General features: G+C 63.8%; 16 protein-coding genes and 1 riboswitch. Of the genes, 12 read left to right on the top strand and 4 right to left on the bottom strand.

Going from position 1 to position 22,163, the window contains the following annotated elements; all coding sequences use genetic code 11:
- Window positions 1–60 precede the first annotated feature (60 nt).
- Complete coding sequence (locus tag V6584_RS00270; protein ID WP_340468472.1) at window positions 61–1,095, bottom strand: nucleoside hydrolase; 1,035 nt, start codon at window positions 1,093–1,095, stop codon at window positions 61–63.
- Window positions 1,096–1,403: 308 nt separating this feature from the next.
- Between V6584_RS00270 and fbaA the strand changes: the two genes are divergently transcribed.
- The 11 genes from fbaA to V6584_RS00325 all read left to right on the top strand — a co-directional run bounded on the left by fbaA (window position 1,404) and on the right by V6584_RS00325 (window position 14,045).
- Window positions 1,404–2,498, top strand: coding sequence for a class II fructose-bisphosphate aldolase (gene fbaA, locus V6584_RS00275; RefSeq protein ID WP_340468473.1), 1,095 nt, complete (start codon window positions 1,404–1,406; stop codon window positions 2,496–2,498).
- 205 nt (window positions 2,499–2,703) lie between these two features.
- Window positions 2,704–4,005 (top strand): adenylosuccinate synthase, encoded by a 1,302-nt coding sequence (locus tag V6584_RS00280; protein ID WP_340469670.1) that lies wholly within the window; start codon window positions 2,704–2,706, stop codon window positions 4,003–4,005.
- Between the two features lie 212 nt (window positions 4,006–4,217).
- Entirely contained in the window at window positions 4,218–5,456 is a 1,239-nt protein-coding gene (locus V6584_RS00285; RefSeq protein ID WP_404802577.1) for a LacI family DNA-binding transcriptional regulator, read from the top strand.
- A gap of 190 nt (window positions 5,457–5,646) precedes the next feature.
- Window positions 5,647–6,105 (top strand): hypothetical protein, encoded by a 459-nt coding sequence (locus V6584_RS00290; RefSeq protein WP_340468474.1) that lies wholly within the window; start codon window positions 5,647–5,649, stop codon window positions 6,103–6,105.
- 67 nt (window positions 6,106–6,172) lie between these two features.
- Complete coding sequence (locus V6584_RS00295) at window positions 6,173–6,625, top strand: hypothetical protein (RefSeq protein WP_340486083.1); 453 nt, start codon at window positions 6,173–6,175, stop codon at window positions 6,623–6,625.
- Between the two features lie 438 nt (window positions 6,626–7,063).
- Entirely contained in the window at window positions 7,064–8,575 is a 1,512-nt protein-coding gene (gtfA, locus tag V6584_RS00300) for a sucrose phosphorylase (RefSeq protein WP_340468476.1), read from the top strand.
- Window positions 8,576–8,659: 84 nt separating this feature from the next.
- The gene (locus V6584_RS00305; protein WP_340468477.1) at window positions 8,660–9,289 is read left to right on the top strand and encodes a YesL family protein; all 630 of its coding nucleotides are present in this window, start codon (window positions 8,660–8,662) and stop codon (window positions 9,287–9,289) included.
- A gap of 304 nt (window positions 9,290–9,593) precedes the next feature.
- Window positions 9,594–10,901: an ABC transporter substrate-binding protein gene (locus V6584_RS00310; RefSeq protein ID WP_340468478.1), complete on the top strand. Its 1,308-nt coding sequence runs from the start codon at window positions 9,594–9,596 to the stop codon at window positions 10,899–10,901.
- Between the two features lie 72 nt (window positions 10,902–10,973).
- A complete protein-coding gene (locus tag V6584_RS00315; RefSeq protein WP_340468479.1) occupies window positions 10,974–11,852 on the top strand; it encodes a carbohydrate ABC transporter permease in 879 nt (292 codons plus the stop codon).
- Entirely contained in the window at window positions 11,852–12,763 is a 912-nt protein-coding gene (locus V6584_RS00320; protein WP_340468480.1) for a carbohydrate ABC transporter permease, read from the top strand. The genes V6584_RS00315 and V6584_RS00320 overlap by 1 nt, the downstream gene beginning before the upstream one ends.
- A 148-nt stretch (window positions 12,764–12,911) precedes the next feature.
- Window positions 12,912–14,045 (top strand): FAD:protein FMN transferase, encoded by a 1,134-nt coding sequence (locus V6584_RS00325; RefSeq protein WP_340468481.1) that lies wholly within the window; start codon window positions 12,912–12,914, stop codon window positions 14,043–14,045.
- A 35-nt stretch (window positions 14,046–14,080) separates the two neighbouring features.
- Here the strand turns inward: V6584_RS00325 and V6584_RS00330 are convergent, their stop codons facing one another.
- A complete protein-coding gene (locus V6584_RS00330) occupies window positions 14,081–15,607 on the bottom strand; it encodes an amino acid permease (RefSeq protein ID WP_340486085.1) in 1,527 nt (508 codons plus the stop codon).
- Window positions 15,608–15,945: 338 nt separating this feature from the next.
- Window positions 15,946–17,475, bottom strand: coding sequence for an amino acid permease (locus V6584_RS00335; RefSeq protein ID WP_340468483.1), 1,530 nt, complete (start codon window positions 17,473–17,475; stop codon window positions 15,946–15,948).
- Between the two features lie 101 nt (window positions 17,476–17,576).
- Window positions 17,577–17,763, bottom strand: a riboswitch (Lysine riboswitch).
- A 91-nt stretch (window positions 17,764–17,854) separates the two neighbouring features.
- Between V6584_RS00335 and V6584_RS00340 the strand changes: the two genes are divergently transcribed.
- On the top strand, window positions 17,855–20,476 hold the full coding sequence (locus V6584_RS00340; RefSeq protein WP_340468484.1) for a beta-L-arabinofuranosidase domain-containing protein: 2,622 nt from the start codon (window positions 17,855–17,857) through the stop codon (window positions 20,474–20,476).
- A gap of 19 nt (window positions 20,477–20,495) precedes the next feature.
- Here the strand turns inward: V6584_RS00340 and V6584_RS00345 are convergent, their stop codons facing one another.
- Complete coding sequence (locus tag V6584_RS00345) at window positions 20,496–22,064, bottom strand: amino acid permease (RefSeq protein WP_340469672.1); 1,569 nt, start codon at window positions 22,062–22,064, stop codon at window positions 20,496–20,498.
- Window positions 22,065–22,163 lie beyond the last annotated feature (99 nt).

Consider the following 22,163-nt stretch of genomic DNA (forward strand, 5'->3'; position numbering starts at 1 on the left):
GCGGGCGTCTGGCGGCGTCCGCCTTCCTGATTCGTCGCCGGGAACCGGTCCCGGGTGTCATCAGAGGTCTTGTTCCCCCCGGGTCGCCGACGGGGCGGCGGGCCGGCCCCCCTGTACCCTTCCGGCTGCCAGGGTCAGGAGGCGGTCCATGAACCGCCGTGTGAAACGCTCGCTGTCGACGCCCAGGGCCACCTTCGTCCTCTTCACGGGGTCGAGGAGTCGGCTGGGGTCACCGATGGTCCGTCCGCGTTGGGGCCCTTCGGTCTCGACCATGAGGTTGGTGGCGAAGGTCGTCACCAGGGTGGGGTCGATGGCCACGGCTGCGGCCAGGGGGTCGTGCAGGTTGCAGCCGCCCAGGTAGATCCCGCTCTCCTTCTCGCTGATGTCGATGTAGTAGTCGGTCATGTCCGCCAGGAACCGCCCCTGCTCGGTGCCGATGGAGCGCAAGGCCCGGGTGTCCTCCCGGGACATGAGGACCTGGGTGGTCACATCCAACCCGATCATGGTGATGTCGGCCTGGGTGGAGAAGACCCTGTCGGCGGCCTCGGGGTCCTGGTTGATGTTGGCTTCAGCGAAGGGGCCCACGTTGCCCGGCTGGGTCAGGCTGCCCCCCATGAGGACGATGGTGATCTTGTCGATGATGTCGGGGGCCTTTTCCAGGGCTGCGGCGATGGAGGTCAACGCTCCGGTGGGGACGACCACCAGCTCACCCTTTGCGTGGCGGCGGACCGAGTCGATGATGAAGTCCACCGAGCCGACCGTTTCGGCCTGGCGGGTGGAGTGGGCGGGGATCTCGATGTTGCCGGTGCCGTTGGCTCCGTGGAAGATTTCAGAGTCCGGGGGCACGCGGAAGGAGTCGGTGGTGGAGGGGTGGTCGATTCCCTTGAAGACGGGGATGTCGTCCCGGCCGAACAACGACAGAAGGTCCAGATCGTTGGCCACGCCACGGTCCCTGACCACGTTGCCGTAGGTGCCGGTGATGCCGATCAGTTCAGCTTCGGGCGAGGCCAGCACGTAAGACAGTGCCAGGGTGTCGTCGATGCCCGTGTCGAGGTCGAGGATGATCTTCTTGCGCTTGCTGTCTGTCGTCGGCATCCCTGCTCCTATTCCCGGAAGGTCGATGTGTCGACCTGGCCGTCCCCGCTGCGGGTCTTCCAGGATTTCAGAAGGGACCCGCGCAGGTTCAAAAGCGAATCGCCACAAGTGACGTAACGTTTCACCAAATGCACAGAGCCAACCTAATCAGGCCGTCTTGCAATGTCAATCCAGACGGGCCGGCGTTCGCCCAAAGCAATCAGATACCCCTCCGCCCGCCCTGCCAGACTGATGCCGGATTCTCGGCAGGCCCTTTTATCCGTGGCGTGTTCATAGGGTTTTTCGCGGCTGCCGGGGATAATGGGAGCATGACTCTTGCCACACCTGAGCGTTATGCCGAAATGCTGTATGCCGCGCGCCGGGGTTCCTATGCCTACCCTGCGATCAACGTGACCAGCACGCAGACGCTCAATGCGGCCCTCCAGGGGTTTGCACAGGCGGAATCGGACGGAATCATCCAGGTGTCTGTGGGAGGGACCTCTTACTTTTCAGGCCGGACACTGCAGGACAGGGTGGTCGGATCCATCGCCTTCGCCCGGTTCGCCCGGGAGGTGATAAACCACTATCCCGGCATCACCGTGGCCCTGCATACGGACCACTGTGCCTACCAGTACCTGGACGAGTGGGTCCGCCCCCTCCTGTCCTACGAGAAGGAGGAGGTCGCCCGGGGGGAGGAACCCCTCTTCCAGTCGCACATGTGGGACGGATCCACCGTCCCCCTGGACAGGAATCTGAAGGTGGCCAGGGAACTCCTGGAGGAATCCAAAGCCGCCCATACCGTGCTGGAGATCGAAATCGGCACGGTCGGCGGGGAGGAGGACGGCCACCGGGCGGACATCGATTCCAGGCTCTACTCCTCCCCCGAGGACGGCCTCAAGGTGGCCAGGGAGCTGGGGTTGGGGGAGGGGGGCCTGTACATGGCCGCCTTCACCTTCGGCAATGTGCACGGGTCCTACAAGCCCGGGGTGGTCAAACTGAGACCCGACCTCCTGGGAGAGATACAGTCTCATACGGCCCAGGCCATCGGCCGGGGTCTGGTGGACCCTCCCCAGGCCGTGGACCCCAGCGGGAGGGCGATGGAAGGGCAGTCCATACCGGACGACCATCCCTTCCTCCTGGTCTTCCACGGAGGCTCCGGATCAGACCTGGACGACATCAAACGGGCCGTAGGCTACGGGGTGGTCAAGATGAACGTGGACACCGACACCCAATATGCCTTCACGCGGGCAGTGGCCGGCCATATGTTCACCAACTACGACAAGGTCCTCAAGGTCGACGGGGAGGTGGGGGCCAAGAACGAGTACGATCCCCGCTCCTGGGGTCGGCAGGCCGAGGATGCCATGGCCGCCCGGGTGGTCGAGGCCTGCCGGGAGCTGGGCAGTGCCGGCCGGGCCCTGCGATGACGCCGCGCGGTGAAAGGCATCCATAAGGGGGCAGGGTCGTCCATAGGGGGAAGAAGCGGGCTGCATGCCGGTCGGGACTGCGTGCGCAAACCCTTGGAATCCTCGTTCCGGCCGGATCCCAGCTCCACACGTCGGGATAGGCTCTTGCTTGGTGGCCAGGACCGTCGCGCCCGGCGATGGCGGCTGCCTGGAGGAGGAGCATCTCATGCCTGGAATCGTGATCGTCGGTGCCCAGTGGGGCGATGAGGGCAAGGGCAAGGCCACGGACCTGATTGCAGAGGACATGGATTATGTAGCCCGTTTCAACGGGGGCAACAACGCCGGCCACACGGTGGTCGTGGGCGACCAGGAGTATGCCCTCCACCTCCTGCCCTCCGGCATCATCAACCCCAAGGTCACCCCGGTGATCGGCAACGGCGTGGTCGTTGACCCCCAGGCCCTCTTCGGTGAGATAGACGCCCTCGAGTCGCGGGGGGTGGATTGCGGCAGGTTGCGGATCAGCCAGTCGGCGCATATCATCGCCCCTTATCACCGGACCCTTGACAAGGTGACCGAGCGTTTCCTGGGCAAGCACAAAATCGGGACCACAGGCCGTGGCATCGGCCCCGCCTATGCGGACAAGATCAACCGGGTGGGCATCCGGGTGCACGACCTTTTCAATCCCGACCACCTGCGTGACAAGGTGGAGGCCAGCCTCCACCAGAAGAACCAGATGTTGGTCAAGCTTTACAACCGCCGCGCCATCGACGTCGACGCGACAGTGGACGAGCTGGCCGGATATGCCGACCGTCTCAGGCCCTATGTGGCCGATACCGCCCTCATCCTCAACAGGGCCTTGGATGAGGGCAAGGGGGTGCTTTTCGAGGGCGGTCAGGCCACCATGCTGGACGTGGACCATGGGACCTACCCCTTCGTCACATCTTCCAACTGCACGGCAGGCGGTGCCTGCACCGGCACGGGGGTGGGACCGACCAAGATCGACCGCGTGGTGGGTGTCGCCAAGGCCTACATCACCAGGGTGGGAGAGGGACCCTTCCCGACCGAACTCGACGATGAGAGCGGGGAGTGGCTGCGCCAGCAGGGTCACGAGTTCGGTGTCACCACCGGCCGCGCCCGCCGCTGCGGCTGGTTCGATTCCCTGGTCAGCCGGTACGCCGTCAGGGTCAACGGCCTGACCGATATCGTCCTGACCAAGTTGGATGTGCTCACCGGCCTGGAGACCATACCCATCTGCGTGGGTTACGAGGTCACAACAGCCGACGGATCCAGGGCCAGGGTGAATGAGATGCCCCTAGACCAGGGGGAGTTCAGGTCCGCGGTCCCGGTCTATGAGGAGGTGCCCGGCTGGAGTGAGCCCATCGATGGGGCCAGGACCTTCGATGAGTTCCCCCAGGCGGCCAAGGACTATGTGCACCGGCTGGAAGACCTTTCCGGCTGCAGGATATCGGCGATCGGTTCCGGCCCAGGCCGCGACCAGATCGTCTCGGTCCACTCCCTGGTGGGCTGAGCGACAGGGCTGACCGGGCGGATTGGCGCGGGCACGAGGTCACCCGCGCAGGAGTGCCTGCCTGGCCGGCCGGCGACCGGGCCGGTGCATCCGGCTGACGGGCCGGGTCTTGGCGACGACCCGTCGGGTTCATGCTGGTAATAATGGAGTGTCGGCTGGTTCCGGGGGTGAGGATGACCGGGCCATGGCACCTGGAAGGATGGTAGGCCGCGATGGTTGGTATGCGCGATGTCGCCCGGGCCGCCGGGGTTTCGATCAGCACGGTCTCCCTGGTGGTCAACGGCAACGGTTACGTCTCCGACGAGATGAAGGCCAGGGTCCGTTCGGCCATGGAGGACCTCAATTACATACCCAACGAGCTGGCCAGGAACCTCTACCGCAACCGGACGGACATCATCGGTGTCATCGTGCCCACCATCCGCCACCCCTTCTTCGCCACCCTCACGGCCAGCCTTCAACGCGTCCTCTACGAGCATGGCTTCCGCACCATACTTTGCTCAACCGTCGATGTGAACCAGGATGTGGACCAGTACGTGGACATGCTCCGCAGGCACATGATGGACGGAATCATCATGGGTGCACACACCACCTACCCGGCCTCTTACTGGACCTCCATCGGCCGTCCACTGGTGGCCTTCGACCGTTATCTGGGCCCTGGCATCCCAGTGGTGGCATCCGACCATGAAGGCGGCGGCCGGTCCGTGGCCGAGATACTCCTCAAGTCCAAGGCGAGGCATGTGGTCATGATCGGCGGCCCCCGAGAACAGTTCCATGACATGCCTCAATCGGGTGGAAAGCGGAGGGCGAAGGGCGAGGTCCGGCTGCGCCGGGGCCGCAACGACCTGGACACCACCTTCCCCACGGTGCGCTATTACCTGACCCTGGAGCATGAGCTGGACCGGGTCGGGGTCCGTTACGAGTACATCGAGGCCGGCGCCGTCGAGAGCCTGGAAGGCTACGCCAGGGCCGTCAACCACGTGCTTGACTTCTATGACGATGTCGATGCCGTGGTCAGTTCTGACATCGGGGCGGCCTACTGTGTCCAAGAGGCCATCAGGAGGGGGATCGACATCCCCCGGGACCTCCAGGTGATCGCCTATGACGGCACCTATCTGGCCGACGCCGCCGGCATGAGGTTGACCGCCCTCCAGCAGGACTTCGACCGGATAGCCGACCTCCTGGGCAAGCGGATGATAGAGTCCATCGAGGCCGGCGAAAAGGGTGTCGATGTCGGGAAGACCGGCGGGGTCTCCACGGGCCGCAGGGAGGATGACGGGATCGTTCGAGACGCTGGCGGCGCGGGTGACGGTCTCGCGTCCCCCTCCCGGGACACGGGCTCTGGTTTCTACCCGACTGCGGGTTCCCTGGCCGACGGGGGCAGATTCCTGCGGACCGTGGCTGACGTGGTCCCCCTCCATGTGAGAATCGGCGAGACGACCAAAGCCGGGTGACCGGGGGATCGACAGCAAGGTCCCCTCCCGAAGAACCGCATCATTTCACGGTGTGTCGCGCCTGCATTAGGTCTATAAATTAGACCAACTTCGATTGCCGAGGATCTGTCCCGCTCTCGGTGAGAGCAATCGAGGGGGTGGGGAGCACATCCGAAGCGGGGATGTACCTGCAACGATGAGGGCGGTGATCATGATGTGGCAGAAGGTTTGCTTCGTGCTCGTATTCAGCCTGTCGCTTCATCTGTTGGGTATGCTGATCACAATCCTCGTCAGCAGGACCAGGGTCAAGGAGAAGAAGGCCCTTGAAGATTTCATACGAACGACTCTTATCGCTGTGTACATCTTCGGAACGGGGTTGTGGGATCCCGTGAAGAAATTTGCATGGGACCAGTTGGCGATCACGTTCGGCGCCGCGAGGGGCCACACGGAGAGCGTATGGGTGATAGTGGTTTCCGTCGTATTCGCCGCGTTGGTGTGTCCGCTGTTTATTCTTCGTGTCATGCCCAGGCTCTTGCCGGGCTTCTGGACCCAATGGCGCGATGCCGTATATGCGAATGAGAAAACCGATGGAGAGGATGGAGAGGAGGAGCCGGGGCCGCAGGAAGATGAGCCGTCCACGGGTATCCCGCCTGAAGGCGGGTCCCTGTGAATGGCATAAGCAGTCTGGCTCCAGGAAGGATATGGGCGCTGGGGAGTGCTGTGAGCAAGGAGAGAATATGCTATGGCAGAAGGTTTGCTTTGTACTCGTGTTCAGCCTGTCGATTCATCTTGTATTGATGTTGATTACAATCTGTGTGGGCAGGACCAGGGTCAAGGAGAAGAAGGCCCTTGAATACCTCATACAGTCGTTTCTTGTCGCTGTGTATATCTTCGGAACGGGGTTGTGGGATCCTGTGAAGAAATTTGCATGGGACCAGTTGGCGATCACGTTCGGCGCCGCGAGGAGCCACACGGAGAGCGTATGGGTGATAGTGGTTTCCCTCTTATTCTTTTTATTCGTGGCCCCGCTGTTTATTCTTCGTGTCATGCCCAGGCTCTTGCCGGGCTTCTGGGCCAAATGGCGGGATGCCGTATACGCGAAGAATGAGAAAACCGATGGAGAGGAGGAGCCGGGGCCGCAGGAAGATGACCCGTCCACGGGCATCCCGCCTGAAGGCGGGTCCCTGTGAATGGCATAAGCAGGTTGGCTCCAGGTCTGTCTGTGATGTCCAAGCCTTGATCGTCATGTGTGATGTCTTGCCGGCCGGGTTGTTGACCCGGCCGGCAACTATGTCTGCGGGTCCCGATCCTGCAAAGCGCAGAAGGGAAGGGCAGGAACACCGGGAGGGCGGTCCGTCTGAGGGACGTCCCCGAGTGCCCGTCGCCATGAAGAGTGTCTGAAATCAGATTCTGCGTCCCCTGCCATGATTCTTCCGACGGCCTGGTCCCGTCCGGGTGTGGCCCTGCCCGAGCGGTAAGCCCTCCACGGCGTATCGAACGGGTTTTATGATAATATCGAACCGGTTCGCCACATCTGGCGGCGGCGGACCCGGCATCGCGTCAGGCGTCTCTTCGGGGAGGGCCGTGACGTGCAGGGTATGGCAGGGCGGACGTCCTAAGGAGGCTTCATGGACAACAAGGTCCAACTGATTGCGTATGCGGACCGTTTCGGAGACGGGACGCTGGCTTCCCTCACCCACCTCCTGCGCACCCGCTTCCGCGGGGTCTATCGGGGGGTCCACATCCTCCCCTTCTTCACCCCTTATGACGGGGCGGACGCGGGCTTCGACCCCATCGACCACACGCAGGTGGATCCCCGCCTGGGCACCTGGGATGATGTGACCGAACTCAGCCGGACCCATGATGTGATGGTCGACACCATCGTCAACCACATGTCGTGGAGGTCCAGCCAGTTCCAGGACGTGATGGCCCACGGGCAGGCCAGCCCCCACCATGACATGTTCCTGACCATGTCGACGGTCTTCCCTGACGGGGCCAGCGAGTCCGACCTGGCCGGCATCTACCGGCCGCGCCCGGGCCTGCCCTTCACCCAGTACACCTGGGCCGGACGGACCCGCCTGGTCTGGACGACCTTCACCCCCCAGCAGGTCGACATCGACACCGACTCCCCAGGCGGATGGGCTTACATCCTCTCCATCCTCGACCGCCTGGCCGCCAGCCATGTGCGTTACATCCGCCTGGATGCCGTGGGCTACGGTGCCAAACAGGCCGGCACCAGCTGCTTCATGATCCCCAAGACCTTCGAGTTGATCGGACGGATCAAGCAGGAGGGGGCCAGGAGGGGGCTGGAGACCCTGATCGAGGTCCACTCCTACTACAAGAAGCAGGTGGAAATCGCCTCCAAGGTGGATCGTGTCTACGACTTCGCCCTGCCCCCCCTCCTCCTCCACTCCCTGTACACCGGAGACCTGGCCGCCTTGGACCACTGGATCCGCGTGCGCCCGCAGAACGCGGTGACCGTGCTCGACACCCACGACGGGATAGGGGTGATCGACATCGGGTCCGACCAGTTGAACCGGAACCTGAAGGGGCTGGTGAGCGACCAGGCCGTCGACAGCCTGGTCAGGACCATCCATGAACGCACCATGGGCCAGTCGGCAGAGGCCACGGGCGGGGCCGCCAGCAATCTGGACCTTTACCAGGTGAACAGCACCTACTACTCGGCCCTGGGTTGCGACGACCAGGCCTACCTGGCGGCAAGGGCCGTCCAGTTCTTCCTGCCCGGGGTCCCCCAGGTCTATTACGTGGGGGCCATGGCCGGGGTCAACGACATGGACCTCCTGCGTCAGACCGGCAACGGGCGCGACATCAACCGGCACCGATACTCCGCCCAGGAGGTGGACGAGAACCTCCAACGACCGGTGGTCAGAGCCCTCAACGCCCTCTGCCGCCTGCGTAACGGGCTGGATGCCTTCGACGGGGCCTTCTCCAGTGAGATGACGGATGCAGGTCTCCTCCTCGAATGGAGGGGTGAGACGAGCAGGGCAAGGCTGGTCTTCGCCCCTGCCCGGGCGCGGGATGGGCAGGGGCCGGTCCCGCTCGCCACGCTGGGGTGGGAGGACGCCCAGGGTCGTCATTGTTGCGAGGACCTCCTCGCAGGTCTGGAATACCAGGGCTGATATAGACTCGGAGGCGTGTGGGGCGGGGCGGCCGTTCCCCTGTAAGCCGCCCGGCGGCGGCAGAGCGACGAGGCGGAGGCTGACATGCGACGATTCTTCAATCAGGACAATGCCTTCTTCAGGTTCATGGGGGTCCTCTTCGACCTGATCGAGCTCAACCTGATCACCCTGGTCTTCTGCATCCCCATCGTCACCGCCGGGGCCGCCTTCACCGCCATGCACTACGTACTCTGGCACATGGTACGCAAGGAGGACTCTTACATAGCCATGCAGTTCTGGCAGTCCTTCAAGGCCAACTGGAAGAAGGCGACCGTCATCTGGTTGCTCGTCCTGGCGGTGGGCCTGGTCATGGCTGGCGATGTCTACGCCCTAGGCGGGCTGTCGCGGTCCGGGCAGGTCCTCATGGAAGTGGTCATGGTGGTGATTGCCCTGGCGACGGTGTCAGTGGCCGAGTATTCCTTCTTCCTGCTCTCACGCTACGAGAACACCGTTCTCCACACCCTGGCCAACGCAGGCAGGCTGGCCCTTGGCTTCCTGCCCCGGACCCTGGCCATGGTGGCCATCACCGTGGCCTGCGCCCTCCTCTACGTCACCTATGTGGTCTACCTCCTGCCGGTGGTTCTCCTGGTGGGCATCTCCCTTCCCCAGTATTGCTGTGCCTGGCTCTACAACCCCATCTTCAAGCGGTTGGAGGGGAACGGGCAGAAGGCCTGAGAGAGTGGGAGGCCTGCCGGGAGCGGGCGGCCAGGTGTCGGCAGAGACGGGAGTGTCGCAGGTCATGGATTCAGGGAGACCAACATTTCCAAGTCTTCCGCTGCAACCTTGCCCGGGTTGGGCGGACGGTTGCCGCTTTGACAACCAGCATGGGCATCATGTAGTATCGAACCGGTTAGATACAGAGGGCCGGTTCATATCGAACCGGTTTGAGTATCCGAACCCCATGTCGGCGCCCGGCGGAAGTCCGCGCGTCGGCCCTGGGCAAAGCGGCTCGGCCGGAGAAGGCAGAAAGGCAGCAGAAATGACAAGCTTCAAGAAGGGCACCGCGCTGAGGCGGGCGGGGGCAATAGCGCTCACATCACTCCTATCGTTCGGCATGCTGGCTGCCTGCGGGACGTCCGGGTCGAGCGGCGCCGGCTCATCGGGCACAAAGATCACCATCTTCAACTCGAAGTCCGAAATCCAGACGCAGATGGAAAAGATGGCCAAGGACTACTCGAAGAAGAAGGGGGTGGACGTGGAGGTCTATTCCTCCACCGACACCGTGGCGGCCCACCTGTCCACCAAGTACGCCTCCAACGACCCCTATACCATCTCCATGGTCGATGAAAAGGACATCTACTCACTGGCCAAGGAGCATGCAGCGGACCTGACCGGACAGAAGTGGGTCAAGGACACCAAGTACGCGGTGGGTCTGGGAGACAAGATCTACGGCTTCCCCGTCAGCATCGAGGCCCGTGGCCTCCTCTACAACGCCGATGCCATCAAGAAGGCCACCGGCAAGGACTTCAAGCCCGAGGACTACAAGACGCTGGACGCCTTCAAGGGACTGATCAAGGAAATCAAGGACGGCGGTATGGAGCAACCGACCGGCGTCATCAAAGAGGACTGGTCGCTCGGGGCCCACTATCTGGCACAGGTCTATGAGGAGAGAAAAGACCCCGATGCCTTCATCAAGAGCCTGCACGATGGTGGTGTGGACCTTGAGCAGGATGCCAAGTTCAAGTCGCTCATGGACACGTTCGACGTCCTCAAGGACAACAACTACGCCAAGTCCAGCGCCATCTCGGCAGAGCGCGAGGTGACTGAGCAGAACCTGGCCGAAGGCAAGATAGCCTTCATGTTCGGCGGGAACTGGGACTGGTCGGTGATCAAAGACTACGACTACACCAAGAACATGGGTGAGATGCCCGTTCCCCAGAACACCGATGACGGCAGCAACGAAAAGCTGGTCGGCGGCGGTTCCAAGTACTTCTTCATCGATTCCTCGAAGAACACTTCCGACGCCCAGCGCAAGGCGGCGGAGGACTTCCTCAACTGGCTCGTCTATGACAAGGACGGGCAGTCCTTCGTCGTCAACGACTGCTCCCTCGTGTCCCCCTTCTCCAACAACTCCCTCAAGGTCTCCGATCCTTTGAGCACGTCGGTCAAGAAGTACTCGGACGGAGGCAAGCTCATCGCCAATTACAGCCATCTGCCTGACGATCATTTCTCGGTGCTGGGCGCCGACTTCCAGAAGTACCTGGCAGGTCAGGAGAACCGCACGGCGTTCGCCAAGGACATCCAGACCTACTGGAAGTCCGCCAAGCTCCCAGCGGCCGGCGAGTGACAGGCCTCTTCGACTGATGCGGCGCGGACGGCCTGTCCGCCGCCCGAGCCGCACGGCGGAAGCACGGTGATTATGAAACGCAATAGATTTTCTTACAAGGTGGGGCAGTTCCTCATGTTTGCGGGCCCCGCCGCCATTCTTTTCTGCGCCGTGGTGGTAATCCCCTTCATCTACGGCCTTTATCTGACCCTGACCAACTGGGACGGGGTCTCCGACACCAAGCCCTTCGTCGGTCTGGCCAATTACCACAACGCCTTCGCCGACACCGCCTACTGGCAGGCCCTGGGCAGGACAGTCATCTACTCGGTGATTTCGGTCATCCTCGTCAACATCGTGGCCTTCCTCCTGGCCTATCTGGTGACCAGCGGGATCAAGGGGCAGAACTTCTTCCGTGCGGCCTTCTTCATACCCAACCTGATCGGCGGCATCGTCCTCGGGTACGTGTGGAAGTTCGTTTTCAACCGGGCCTTCGTGGCCATCGGGGAGGCCGTGACCTCCCATACCACCGCTTCCCTCCTGTCGACACCCAACGGGGCCATGTTCTGTCTGATCCTGGTCTCCGTGTGGCAGTATGCGGGCTACATGATGCTTATTTACGTGGCGGGGTTCATGAGCGTGGACCAGAGTCTCAAGGAGGCCGCTGAGATAGACGGTTGCTCCAAGACCCAGGCCATGATGAGGGTGACGATCCCGCTCATGAGGTCCTCCTTCGTCCAGTGCATCTTCCTGAGCACCACCCGGTGCTTCATGGTCTACGACCTCAACCTGTCGCTGACCAAGGGCGAGCCCTTCAACTCGTCGGTGATGGCGGCCATGCACGTGTACAACAAGGCCTTCGTGTACAAGAACTACGGGGTCGGCCAGTCGGAAGCGCTCCTGCTCTTCGTGGTGTGCGCGGTCATCGGCCTCCTCCAGGTCTATTTCGGCAAGAAGGGCGAGGTGGACGCCTGATGAGTCAAGCAGCAGAACAGATGCAGGTGCGATCACGGCATGGGGCGGCCCCCGGTCGGCCCAAGGTCAGTGCAGGGACCAGAATCGGGCACGGCCTGGTATGGGTGGTCCTCCTGGCCCTCCTCTTCGTCTTCCTGGCCCCCTTCCTCCTGGTGGTCATCAACGTCTTCAAGACCAAGGCGGACATCACCTCCAAGCCCCTGGCCCTGATCGGACGGCACGGCTTTACCCTCCAGAACTTCCCCAATGCCATAGAGAAGATGAACTTCTGGACGGTGCTTGGCAACTCGGCCTTTGTGACCGTCTGCGCCACCGCCCTGACCGTTCTCCTGTCGGCCATGGCGGCCTATGTCATCGTGCGCAACCCGCGTTGGAAGGCCGGAGCCATCCTATTCACCCTGATGGTGGCCTCAATGGTCATCCCCTTCCAGGTGATCATGGTCCCCCTGGTCTCGGTCTACGGGGGCATGCTGCACGTGCTCAACAGCCGGATAACCCTGATCCTCATGCATGTGGGCTTCTCCGTCTCCCTGGCGACCTTCATGTTCCATGGGGCCATCAAGACGAATATTCCCATGGAACTGGAGGAAGCGGCTGAAATCGACGGCTGCGGCAAGTGGAGGACCTTCTGGAGGATCGTCTTCCCCCTCCTCAAGCCCACGGTGGCCACGGTGACCATCATCGAGGCCATGGCCTTCTGGAACGACTACCTCCTTCCCTCCCTGGTCCTGGGCCGTAAGGAGCTGTACACCATCCCCATCGCCACCCAGGTCTTCTACGGGACCTATTCCACCGACATAGGACTGGTCATGGCGGCCCTCCTGCTGGCCATGCTCCCCATCCTGGTCCTCTACATCTTCCTCCAGCGCTACGTGGTGGAAGGTGTGACATCAGGGGCCGTCAAAGGCTGAGCTGATTGATGCGGACGCCCGGCCGGGCCAGAGGGACCGATGAGGCCCCGCCCGGCCGGGCTTCTGATTGCCCGAAGGTCCTGCGACCACCCGCGTCGTCCCCGTCACGGGTTCCGCCCCAACCCCTCACGGCCTAGAATCGGAGACCATGGAGACGACAGATGGAGGTGGCCGACGGGACCGGGCGTGTGCCGGAGGCCTGCCGAAAGATGCCCGTGACGAGGATGATTCCGCCGGTGGCCTTCTGTGGGACGCCGGCGATGAGGCCGGCAGGCTTCGCTTCGTCTGCTCCTTCCCGGAAGCCCTGGGGACGGGGATTGTCATCAATACGGCCCGAGAGGTTGATTCCGCCCTGCTGACCAGGATGAGGGAACTGATCGACGGTTACGAGGCCGCCCTCTCCAGGTTCAGGGACGATTCCGTGCTGGCCTCCATGGCCGAGTCCGGGCAGGGGGGCACCTTTGACTTCCCGGATTACTGCTCGGGCCTCTTCGACCTTTACGACCTTCTTTACCAGGTGACTGACGGGGGTGTGGACCCTGCCGTCGGAGCGGACTTGGAGCGGCTGGGATATGGACGGGATCTGACCCTGGTCATGCAGGAGGGGGCCCGGGATCACCTGGGACGCATCCACGGGAGGGCAACCTGGGGGCGGGATGTGGTCCACGAGGGGTGCCGGCTGACGACGGCCGGGCCTGTTCATCTTGATTTTGGCGGCGCGGGGAAGGGCTTCCTGGTCGACCTTCTGGCTGACCTGCTCGAGGGGGCTGGCCACGCTATCCGTACCTCAGCTGCCATGGCCGACGAGGTCGGAGGATACGTGATCGATGCCGGCGGGGACATGCGAATCCGATCCCCCCGCCCCATAGCCATCGGCATGGAGGATCCGGACGACCTGACCCGGGCCGTGGGTGAGGTGGAGGTGGCCTCGGGCTCCTTCTGTGCCTCCGCGCCCAGCCGAAGGCGGTGGGGGGAGGCCGACCTTAAGGAGGGCCGGCCTGGTCTGACCGCCCTCCACCACATACTCAACGCCGTTGATGGCCTGCCCGTGCAGCGGGTGGAAGCAACCTGGGTCCTGGTCGGCGGCGACCAGGTGTCGCCGGCCGACGGTGCCGGCCTGTCGAACCGCCCCACGGCCCTGGCGGATGGCCTGTGCACCGCCCTTTTCCTGTGCGACCCGGGTGCCCTGGCAGATGTCTTCGACTTCTCCTGCGCCCTTCTCGGCCCGGATCGGCGGGCCCTCATGTCACAGGGGTTCCCCGGCGAATTCTTCACTGCCTAGAACCCGGCTGCGACCGCCTCCGCCCATGGCAGGGATCACCGGTCCGCTTCAGCTCCCGCCCCGGCCTGCACCTGGGGTTCGGTCTCGGCCTGGGTGGCGGTCACGTCGATGTCCGCCAGGTGGATGATCTTGGTGTGGTTCTTGATCTTGTAACCGAAGTAGAGGATCACGAAGAGGACAAGGCTGGAGTAGGTCATGGCCACCTGCTTCCAATCCCCGGTCGACACCCCCCCTATCCCCTGGCCGGCGATGACCACCAGGCAGAGGACCAGGGCCAGGATGGGGCCCAGGGGGAAGAGCTTGGCGTGGTATTTGAGTTCGCTCACCTTGTGTCCTTGGAGGGTGAAGGCCCTGCGGAAGCGGTAGTGGCTCAGGGCTATGCCGATCCATGCGATGAAACCGGTCAGACCTGTGGCGGTGACCAGCAGGAGGTAGAACCCCTGTCCGAAGATGCTGGTCGCGAAGGTGGCCAGAGACATGCAGACCGTGGCCACCAGGGCCGCCATGGGAATCCCCCGCTTGGTGGTCCGGGCGAAGATCCCGGGGGCGTAGTGGTCCTTGGCCAGGCCGTAGAGCATCCGGCTGGAGGCGTAGGCCCCTGTGTTGACGGCCGAAAGGATGGAGGTGAGGACCACGGCGTTCATGACGCTGGCGGCCGATGCCAGGCCTGCCCGCTGGAAGACCAGGGTGAAGGGGGACATGGCGATGTCGCCGTCAGAGGCCCCCAGGAGGTTGGGGCTGGTGTAGGGGATCAGGGCGGCGATGACGAAGATGGAGAGGATGTAGAAGAGGAGGATCCGCCAGAACACATCGTTGATGGCCTTGGGGACGGCCCTGCCCGGGTCCTCGGACTCCCCGGCCGTCACGCCGACGACCTCGGTCCCTTGGAAGGAGTAGCCGGCGATCAGGAAGACGCTCATGATGGCGGGCACGCCGCCGACGAAGGGGGCATCCTTGTAAGTGAAATTGGCCAGACCGGCCGCCGGGTGGAACATGATGCCGAAGATCATGGCGAAGCCGATGACCAGGAAGACGATGATGGTGGCCACCTTGATAAGGGAGAGCCAGAATTCGGTCTCGCCGAAGGCGGAGACGGTCAGGGCGTTGATCAGGAAGATGGCCACCAGGACGATCAGGCTCCAGATCCAGCCGGGGGTGTCCGGCAGCCAGAACTGGATGAGGAGGGCGGCCGTGGAGATGTCGACCGCTCCCGAGATGGTCCAGTTCAACCAGTAATCCCACCCCATGGCGAAGCCCAGGGCCGGGTCCACGTAGCGGGCGTTGTAGGCGGCGAAGGAGCCGGAGATGGGGAGGTTGGTGGCCAGTTCGCCCAGGCTGGTCATCAGGAAGTAGACCATGATTCCCATGGCCAGGTAGGCCACCAGGCCTCCCCCCGGTCCGGCCTGGGCGATGGTGGACCCGGAGGTCATGAAGAGGCCGGTGCCGATGCAGCCGCCCAGGGCGATCATGGACACATGGCGGGTCTTCAGACTTCTTCGCACCTTGTTCCCGTCCCCTTGACCGCCCGCGACGGCCGGGCGGGAGTCCTTTCCCTGTGCCATACGGCTCCCTTCGTCCTGTGCCCGGCCATCGCCGCGGCACCCGTGAATGCGGATCCCCTCGGATGGCCTATGCGGGCCTGGATCCCTGCCCGCGATTGATTGTTCCTACCAACATATCCGTGGGTCCCTATCCCGGGGCCGAAATGTCCGTCTGTCGGTCATCGCCCCATACACCCGTCGGATTTCCCAGCCTTCCTTCAGTGAGCGGGAACCCCCGTCACGTCGGCCCGAGGCCGGGAAGCGGCAGGAGAGGTGGGCGGGGACGCCGCCGGTCCCTGTCTCGTCGGGGGGGGGGAGACGTCGGCGGCCGGGTGGGGTTGCGGTCTGGCGGCAGCAGCTCACTCAGTGCCGGAATCCGCAGGAGACACGTCGATGTCCTTCAGGGGGATGATCTTGGTGTGGTTCTTGATCTTGTAACCGAAGTAGAGGACCAGGACAAGGGGGACACTGATGTAGGTGACCCCGATTTCCTGCCAGTTCCATGTGGCGAAGGCCTCCAGGTTCTGGCCGGCGATGACCACCAGGCAGAGGACCAGGGCCAGGATGGGGCCCAGGGGGAAGAGCTTGGCGTGGTATTTGAGTTCGCTCACCTTGTGCCCTTGGAGGGTGAAGGCCCTGCGGAAGCGGTAGTGGCTCAGGGCTATGCCGATCCATGCGATGAAACCGGTCAGACCGGAGGCGGCCACCAGCCATAGGTAGATCTTCTGTCCGAAGATGCTGGAGGCGAAGGTGGCCAGGGAGACGAAGGCAGTGGCTGCCAGAGCCGCCAGGGGGATGCCGTGGCGGGTCGTCCTCTCGAAGATTTTCGGGGCGTAGTGGTCCTTGGCCAGGGCGTATAGCATCCGGGTGGAGGCGTAGGTGCCTGAGTTGGCCGCAGACAGAACGGCCGTCAGGACGATGGCGTTCATGACGCTGGCGGCCGATGCCAGGCCTGCCCGCTGGAAGACCAGGGTGAAGGGGGACATGGCGATGTCGCCGTCGGCGGCGCTGAGCAGGTTGGGGCTGGTGTAGGGAATCAGGGCGGCGATGACGAAGATGGAGAGGATGTAGAAGATGAGGATACGCCAGAAGACGTCCTTGATGGCCTTGGGGACGGCCTTGCCCGGGTCCTTCGATTCCCCGGCCGTCACGCCGATCAGCTCGGTCCCTTGGAAGGAGAATCCCGCAATCAGGAAGACGCTGAGGATGGCGGGGATGCCGCCGACGAAGGGGGCCTCCTTATAGGTGAAGTTCTTGAACCCGACGGCGGGGTGGTACATGATGCCGAAGATCATGGCGAAGCCGATGACCAGGAAGACGATGACCGTCACGACCTTGATAAGGGAGAGCCAGAATTCGGTCTCGCCGAAGGCGGAGACGGTCAGGGCGTTGATCAGGAAGATGGCCACCAGGACGATCAGGCTCCAGATCCAGCCGGGGGTGTCCGGCAGCCAGAACTGGATGAGGAGGGCGGCCGTCGAGATGTCGACAGCCACGGTGATGGCCCAGTTCAGCCAATAGTTCCACCCCATGGCGAAGCCCAGGGCCGGGTCCACGTAGCGGGCGTTGTAGGCGGCGAAGGAGCCGGAGATGGGGAGGTTGGTGGCCAGTTCGCCCAGGCTGGTCATCAGGAAGTAGACCATGATTCCCATGGCCAGGTAGGCCACCAGGCCGCCGCCGGGACCGGCCTGGGCGATGGTGGACCCGGAGGTCATGAAGAGGCCGGTGCCGATGCAGCCGCCCAGGGCGATCATGGACACATGGCGGGTCTTCAGGTTGCGTTGCACCCCACTTGACCTCGTGTCTCCCGCCTGGGGTCCTCCTGGCACCTGCGACCCGTCGGGAGACCGGCCGGAATCGGGTTCCCCGGTACCCTTCTTGTCGGTCATTTCCTCTGTCCTCCTCATACCGGAAGGAAAGAGCTCCAAAAACGATGAAGACCGGCGTCAGGTCCGGGCTGTGACACCGCCCGCCGGCCTGATTCGCCGCAACCGTCAATAGCGCTCCGCGACGGTTCCGGACACCGTCGCGACAGTTCCGGACCTGTTCGATCCGGACCCAACACCCAGGGCAGGCGGACCGGGGGTGTTTCGGCCGGATCCCCTTTCGCCGGGCCTCACAGGCACCGCCGTGCCTCCGCCCGGTCACTGATGAACCCAGCAACCTCTTGTGACTTGTTTGAGAGTGTATGGGTGCTTGGGGACAAATGCAGGATGTCCCCCCGGCGGGCTTGAACGGTGCAACGTTTACCATGGAGGGTGTTCGGATGTGATACCGAGCGAGGACTGCGAGGATGGGGTGCTGATGGGAGTGAAGACCGACCTTAAAGAAGTGGACATGGCCAGGGTGGGGGTCTGCGACCCCTACCTGGTCAACGCCGCCAGGCGGGAGCTGGACTACCTCCTCTCCTTCGACCCTGACCGGCTCCTGGTGGAGTTCCGCAGGCAGTCGGGGCTGGACAGCAAGGGTCTGAAGAATTACGGGGGTTGGGAACGTGGGTATGACGCGGCCGCGAACCCGGACGGGACCGATCTGCCGGACAGGTTCACCGGTCATTTCGTCGGTCATTACCTGACGGCCATCAGCCAGGCCTTGGCCTCCACCTTCGTGGGCGGCCCCGCCAGACGGGGGCTCCTGGAGCGACAGCGCGCCTTGGTCCTGGGCCTGCGGCAGGCCCAGGAGGCCTATGCCCGCCTGGACCATGAGAATGCCGGCTTCCTGCCCGCCTTCAAGGTTGATGCCCTGCCGGGGGGGAAGGAGGGCCTGATCGTCCCCTTCTACAACCTCCACAAGGTGGAGCAGGGGCTGATAGATGTCTGCCGTCTGTCCACCGATCGGGCCCTGGCCGCCCAGGCCTTGGAGGCGGCGGGTGATTTCGCGCTGTTCGTGGTCAACTGGCATCATGCCCACCCCGATGTGGACATGCTGGCCATCGAATACGGGGGGATGAACGACGCCCTCTACCAGCTCTACGCCATCACGGGGGATCCCGTCCACCTGCAGGCCGCCCACCTCTTCGACGAGACGGCCCTCTTCCGCCGTCTGGCCGCGGGCGAGGACTGCCTGCCCGGACTGCACGCCAACGCCACCATCCCCAAGGTCATAGGGGCCCTGCGACGGTATCTGGTCTTGGGCGGGCGGGAAACCGGAGGGGAGCTGCACGACCTCTACTTCAAGGCCGCCGAGAACTTCTGGTCGATGGTGGTGGACCACCACACCTATCTGAACGGTGACAACTCCCAGGCCGAGCACTTCCACGAACCCGATGCCCTCTGGCGGGATGCCACGGGCAACGGGACCGCCGACGGGGGCTACAACGACAACTCGACCTCGGAGACCTGCAACGCCCACAACATGCTCAAGCTGACCCGACTCCTCCTTCAGTGCACGGGGGAGGCCCGGTATTCCGAATACTATGAGCACACCTTCATCAACGCCGTCCTTGCCTCGCAGAATTCCAGGACCGGCATGACCACCTACTTCCAACCCATGGAAGCCGGCTATCCCAGGGTTTTCGGGACCCCGACAGGGGAATTCTGGTGCTGCCAGGGGTCAGGGATAGAGAACTTCACCAAGCTCAACGACTCGGTCTACTTCACCGGCACCAGGGGCATCTATGTCAACCTCTTCCTGGACTCCACACTGGAGGGGGCGGCCCCCGGGCTCCGCCTCCGTCAGGAGGCCGATCTCCTGGGCAGGGGGGAGGTGACCTTCAGTCTCGAGGGGGACACCTCGGACCCGGCCGGTCCTCTCCCCCCAGGCGACCGGCCGGAAGAAGGGGTCGACCTCCGTCTTCGCCTTCCCTCCTGGGTCCGGCGGGAGGGGGTTCGTCTCTGTGTGAACGGGAGGGATATCCCTCTGGACCTGGAGGACGGCTGGGTCAGGCTGACCCTGGCCCCCGGGGACCGGGCCGTCTACAAGCTCCCCCTCCGCCTTCGCCCCCTGCCGGCTCCTGACAACGCGACCTGGGTGGGTTTCGCCTATGGTCCTTATGTCCTGGCCGGCATCCTTGCCCCCACCAACCCCGAGACCAACTACGCCTATGGGGGGATATTGGTCAGGGTGGGCCGCCGCGATGATACAGCCTCCCACAGGGCGGCCTTCCGGCCCTCCGGGGACCAGGACCTGAATGGCTGGTTGGATGCCCTTGACCGGAACCTGGTCCGGACCGGGCGGTCGGCAGGTGAGTCGGAAACCGTCGGGGGCGCCCGCGGCCGATCAGGGGTGTGGCCTCCCACGGTCCCCGTGTTCCGCCTGCAGAATGTGGAAGGCCCGGCGGCGGACGTCCCCCTGGTCCCTTATTTCGCGCTTGATGACGTGGTGTACGCCCTTTACTTCGACCTGTCCTCGGCCTCCTCCGCCCCAGGAGTCCCTTCGGCGGCCGGACGGGATGCCAAAGCCGGTGCTGGAGGCGGCAGGGAGGCCGGCCCCGCCGCCCGGCCCCGGGTGATCGACACCGTGACCCCGGACCAGGGCAACAACATAGAGAGGGGGAAGGCCCTGAAGGCCTCACCGGACTCCCGGTCCCTGGTGGAGGACGGTCGGGCCTTCCGGGATGCCGGGCCGGCCGGCTGGTTCTCGTATGAACTGTCCGTGGGCCCCCACGGGGGGCCGGTGACCCTGGCGGTCCTTGTACCGGATGGGGTCCTGGAAAATCCGGGTTTTGAAGTCCGACTGGGCTCATCCGGCCAGGGAACGCTGCCCCCTGGCCGTCTCGCCCTGTCCGGATTCCGTATCCTCCGCCGGGAGGCAGAGGGCCTGGTCTGGATCGGAAGGGACCTGCCGGCCGCAATGGTCGGCACCCTGGCCCCTGCGGGAACGATCCGCGTCCTCTTCGCATCGACCGGGGGGAGGGTGGGCCCTGTCTACGGGGTCAGGATCGAAGCCTGAGACCGAAGGGCGGGGCGGGTCAGGCCCCTTTGGCCTCAGGGCCGGTGCCGGTCGCCTTCTCGGCCCTGCGTTGGGAGAGCTGGAATGCCACCAGGAGGACGACCACCCAGATGGGGCCGATGACGACCGCCACCCGGTAGCTGGGTGAGAAGCACATGAGGACCACGACCAGGGCCATGAAGGCCAGGAGGACCCAGGGTGCGATCTTGGCGAAGGGGAGTTTGAACTGGATCGCGTCCAGGGCCTCCTGCCCCTTGAGCCCGGCCAGCCTGCCCGGTCCCCTCCCCTCATAGACCGCCTTGCGGAAGCGCATTTCGGTGATCATGATCAGGGACCAGTTGATCAGTGCCGCTATGGTGGCCACGCTCATCAGGTAGTTGAAGGCGAATTCGGGCCACAGGAAGACGATGACCACGGCGATGGCCGTGATGCATGCCGATGTGAGCACCCCGGCGTAGGGGACCCCGCTCTTGGAGAGCCTGCCCAGGTAGCGGGGTGCGTTGCCCTGCTTGGATAGGGAGTAGAGCATGCGGGAGTTGGAGTAGAGGGCGGAGTTGTAGACGCTCATCACGGCGGTCAGACAGACGAAGTTGAGGATGCCCGCGGCCGCATGGACCCCGACCGAGTCGAAGATCTGCACGAAGGGGCTGATGACGACCCCCTTGTCGTTGGGCTTGCCGATGGCGTTCCAGGGGATGACGGCCATGATGACGCCCAGGGCGCAGATGTAGAAGACCAGGATCCTCCAGACGATGGCGTTGGTGGCCTTGGGGATGGTCTTGCGGGGCTCGGAGGCCTCGCCGGCCGTGATGCCGATCAGTTCGGTCCCGCCGAAGCTGAACATGACAACGGTCAGGGCCATGAGCAGGCCCACCCACTGGCCGTCGGCGCCCTTGGAAATCAGGCCGTGGGGGAGGAAGCCTCCATCCACGTTGAACCAGTTCGCGAAGGAGGCGTGCAGGCCGTTGGTGGTGGGCAGGTGCATGGCGACGACGGCCAGGCCGCCGACGATCATGGCGATGATGGCGACGATCTTGATGATGGCGAACCAGAACTCGAATTCACCGAACTTGCTCACCCCCATCAGGTTGGCTGCTGTGATGATGATCAGGAAGACGACGGCCGAGACCCAGGCAGGTATGGAGGGGAACCAGAAGTTGACGAACGAACCGACCACGGAAAGTTCGACCATGGAGACAAGTATGTAGTTGAACCAGTAGTTCCAGCCCGACACGAACCCGGTCCTTTTCGACATGTACCGGGTGGCATAGTAACTGAAGGCCCCGGCCTTGGGGTCTTCCACGCTCATCTCGCTCAGGGCCCTGACGATCATGAAGATGGCGGCCCCCCCGATCAGATAGGCCACGATGATCGCCGGGCCCGCCAGGGATATGGACTCGCTGGACCCATAGAAGAGGCCTGTCCCGATGGCGCCACCCAGTGAGATCAACTGTATGTGCCTGTTCTTCAACGACTTGCGCAGACCCGCGCCCTCATCCTGCGCGCCCGTCGGGGTCGGGTCGGCCCCGCCCCCCTGTCCGGGTCGTCGTGGCGGGGTCAGGTTCCCTGCATCCGTTTCCTCCTGCATTGTTTCCACTTTCCTTCCTTCTCTTTTTCCCCAAGTCAGGCATGCGGCCGGACCTTTCGCACCATAGTAACCGGCGTGTCGCACCGGGCAGTTCCCTTG

Origin of the sequence: Bifidobacterium favimelis, assembly GCF_037963085.1 — a bacterium.
GTDB lineage: Bacteria > Actinomycetota > Actinomycetes > Actinomycetales > Bifidobacteriaceae > Bombiscardovia > Bombiscardovia favimelis.

What these genes read in the sequence shown, in the direction of transcription:
- V6584_RS00270 (WP_340468472.1), bottom strand. Translation starts at nt 1,095, where the DNA reads ATGCCGACGACAGACAGCAAGCGCAAGAAGATCATCCTCGACCTCGAC.
- fbaA (WP_340468473.1), top strand. Translation starts at nt 1,404, where the DNA reads ATGACTCTTGCCACACCTGAGCGTTATGCCGAAATGCTGTATGCCGCG.
- V6584_RS00280 (WP_340469670.1), top strand. Translation starts at nt 2,704, where the DNA reads ATGCCTGGAATCGTGATCGTCGGTGCCCAGTGGGGCGATGAGGGCAAG.
- V6584_RS00285 (WP_404802577.1), top strand. Translation starts at nt 4,218, where the DNA reads ATGGTTGGTATGCGCGATGTCGCCCGGGCCGCCGGGGTTTCGATCAGC.
- V6584_RS00290 (WP_340468474.1), top strand. Translation starts at nt 5,647, where the DNA reads ATGATGTGGCAGAAGGTTTGCTTCGTGCTCGTATTCAGCCTGTCGCTT.
- V6584_RS00295 (WP_340486083.1), top strand. Translation starts at nt 6,173, where the DNA reads ATGCTATGGCAGAAGGTTTGCTTTGTACTCGTGTTCAGCCTGTCGATT.
- gtfA (WP_340468476.1), top strand. Translation starts at nt 7,064, where the DNA reads ATGGACAACAAGGTCCAACTGATTGCGTATGCGGACCGTTTCGGAGAC.
- V6584_RS00305 (WP_340468477.1), top strand. Translation starts at nt 8,660, where the DNA reads ATGCGACGATTCTTCAATCAGGACAATGCCTTCTTCAGGTTCATGGGG.
- V6584_RS00310 (WP_340468478.1), top strand. Translation starts at nt 9,594, where the DNA reads ATGACAAGCTTCAAGAAGGGCACCGCGCTGAGGCGGGCGGGGGCAATA.
- V6584_RS00315 (WP_340468479.1), top strand. Translation starts at nt 10,974, where the DNA reads ATGAAACGCAATAGATTTTCTTACAAGGTGGGGCAGTTCCTCATGTTT.
- V6584_RS00320 (WP_340468480.1), top strand. Translation starts at nt 11,852, where the DNA reads ATGAGTCAAGCAGCAGAACAGATGCAGGTGCGATCACGGCATGGGGCG.
- V6584_RS00325 (WP_340468481.1), top strand. Translation starts at nt 12,912, where the DNA reads ATGGAGACGACAGATGGAGGTGGCCGACGGGACCGGGCGTGTGCCGGA.
- V6584_RS00330 (WP_340486085.1), bottom strand. Translation starts at nt 15,607, where the DNA reads ATGGCACAGGGAAAGGACTCCCGCCCGGCCGTCGCGGGCGGTCAAGGG.
- V6584_RS00335 (WP_340468483.1), bottom strand. Translation starts at nt 17,475, where the DNA reads ATGACCGACAAGAAGGGTACCGGGGAACCCGATTCCGGCCGGTCTCCC.
- V6584_RS00345 (WP_340469672.1), bottom strand. Translation starts at nt 22,064, where the DNA reads ATGCAGGAGGAAACGGATGCAGGGAACCTGACCCCGCCACGACGACCC.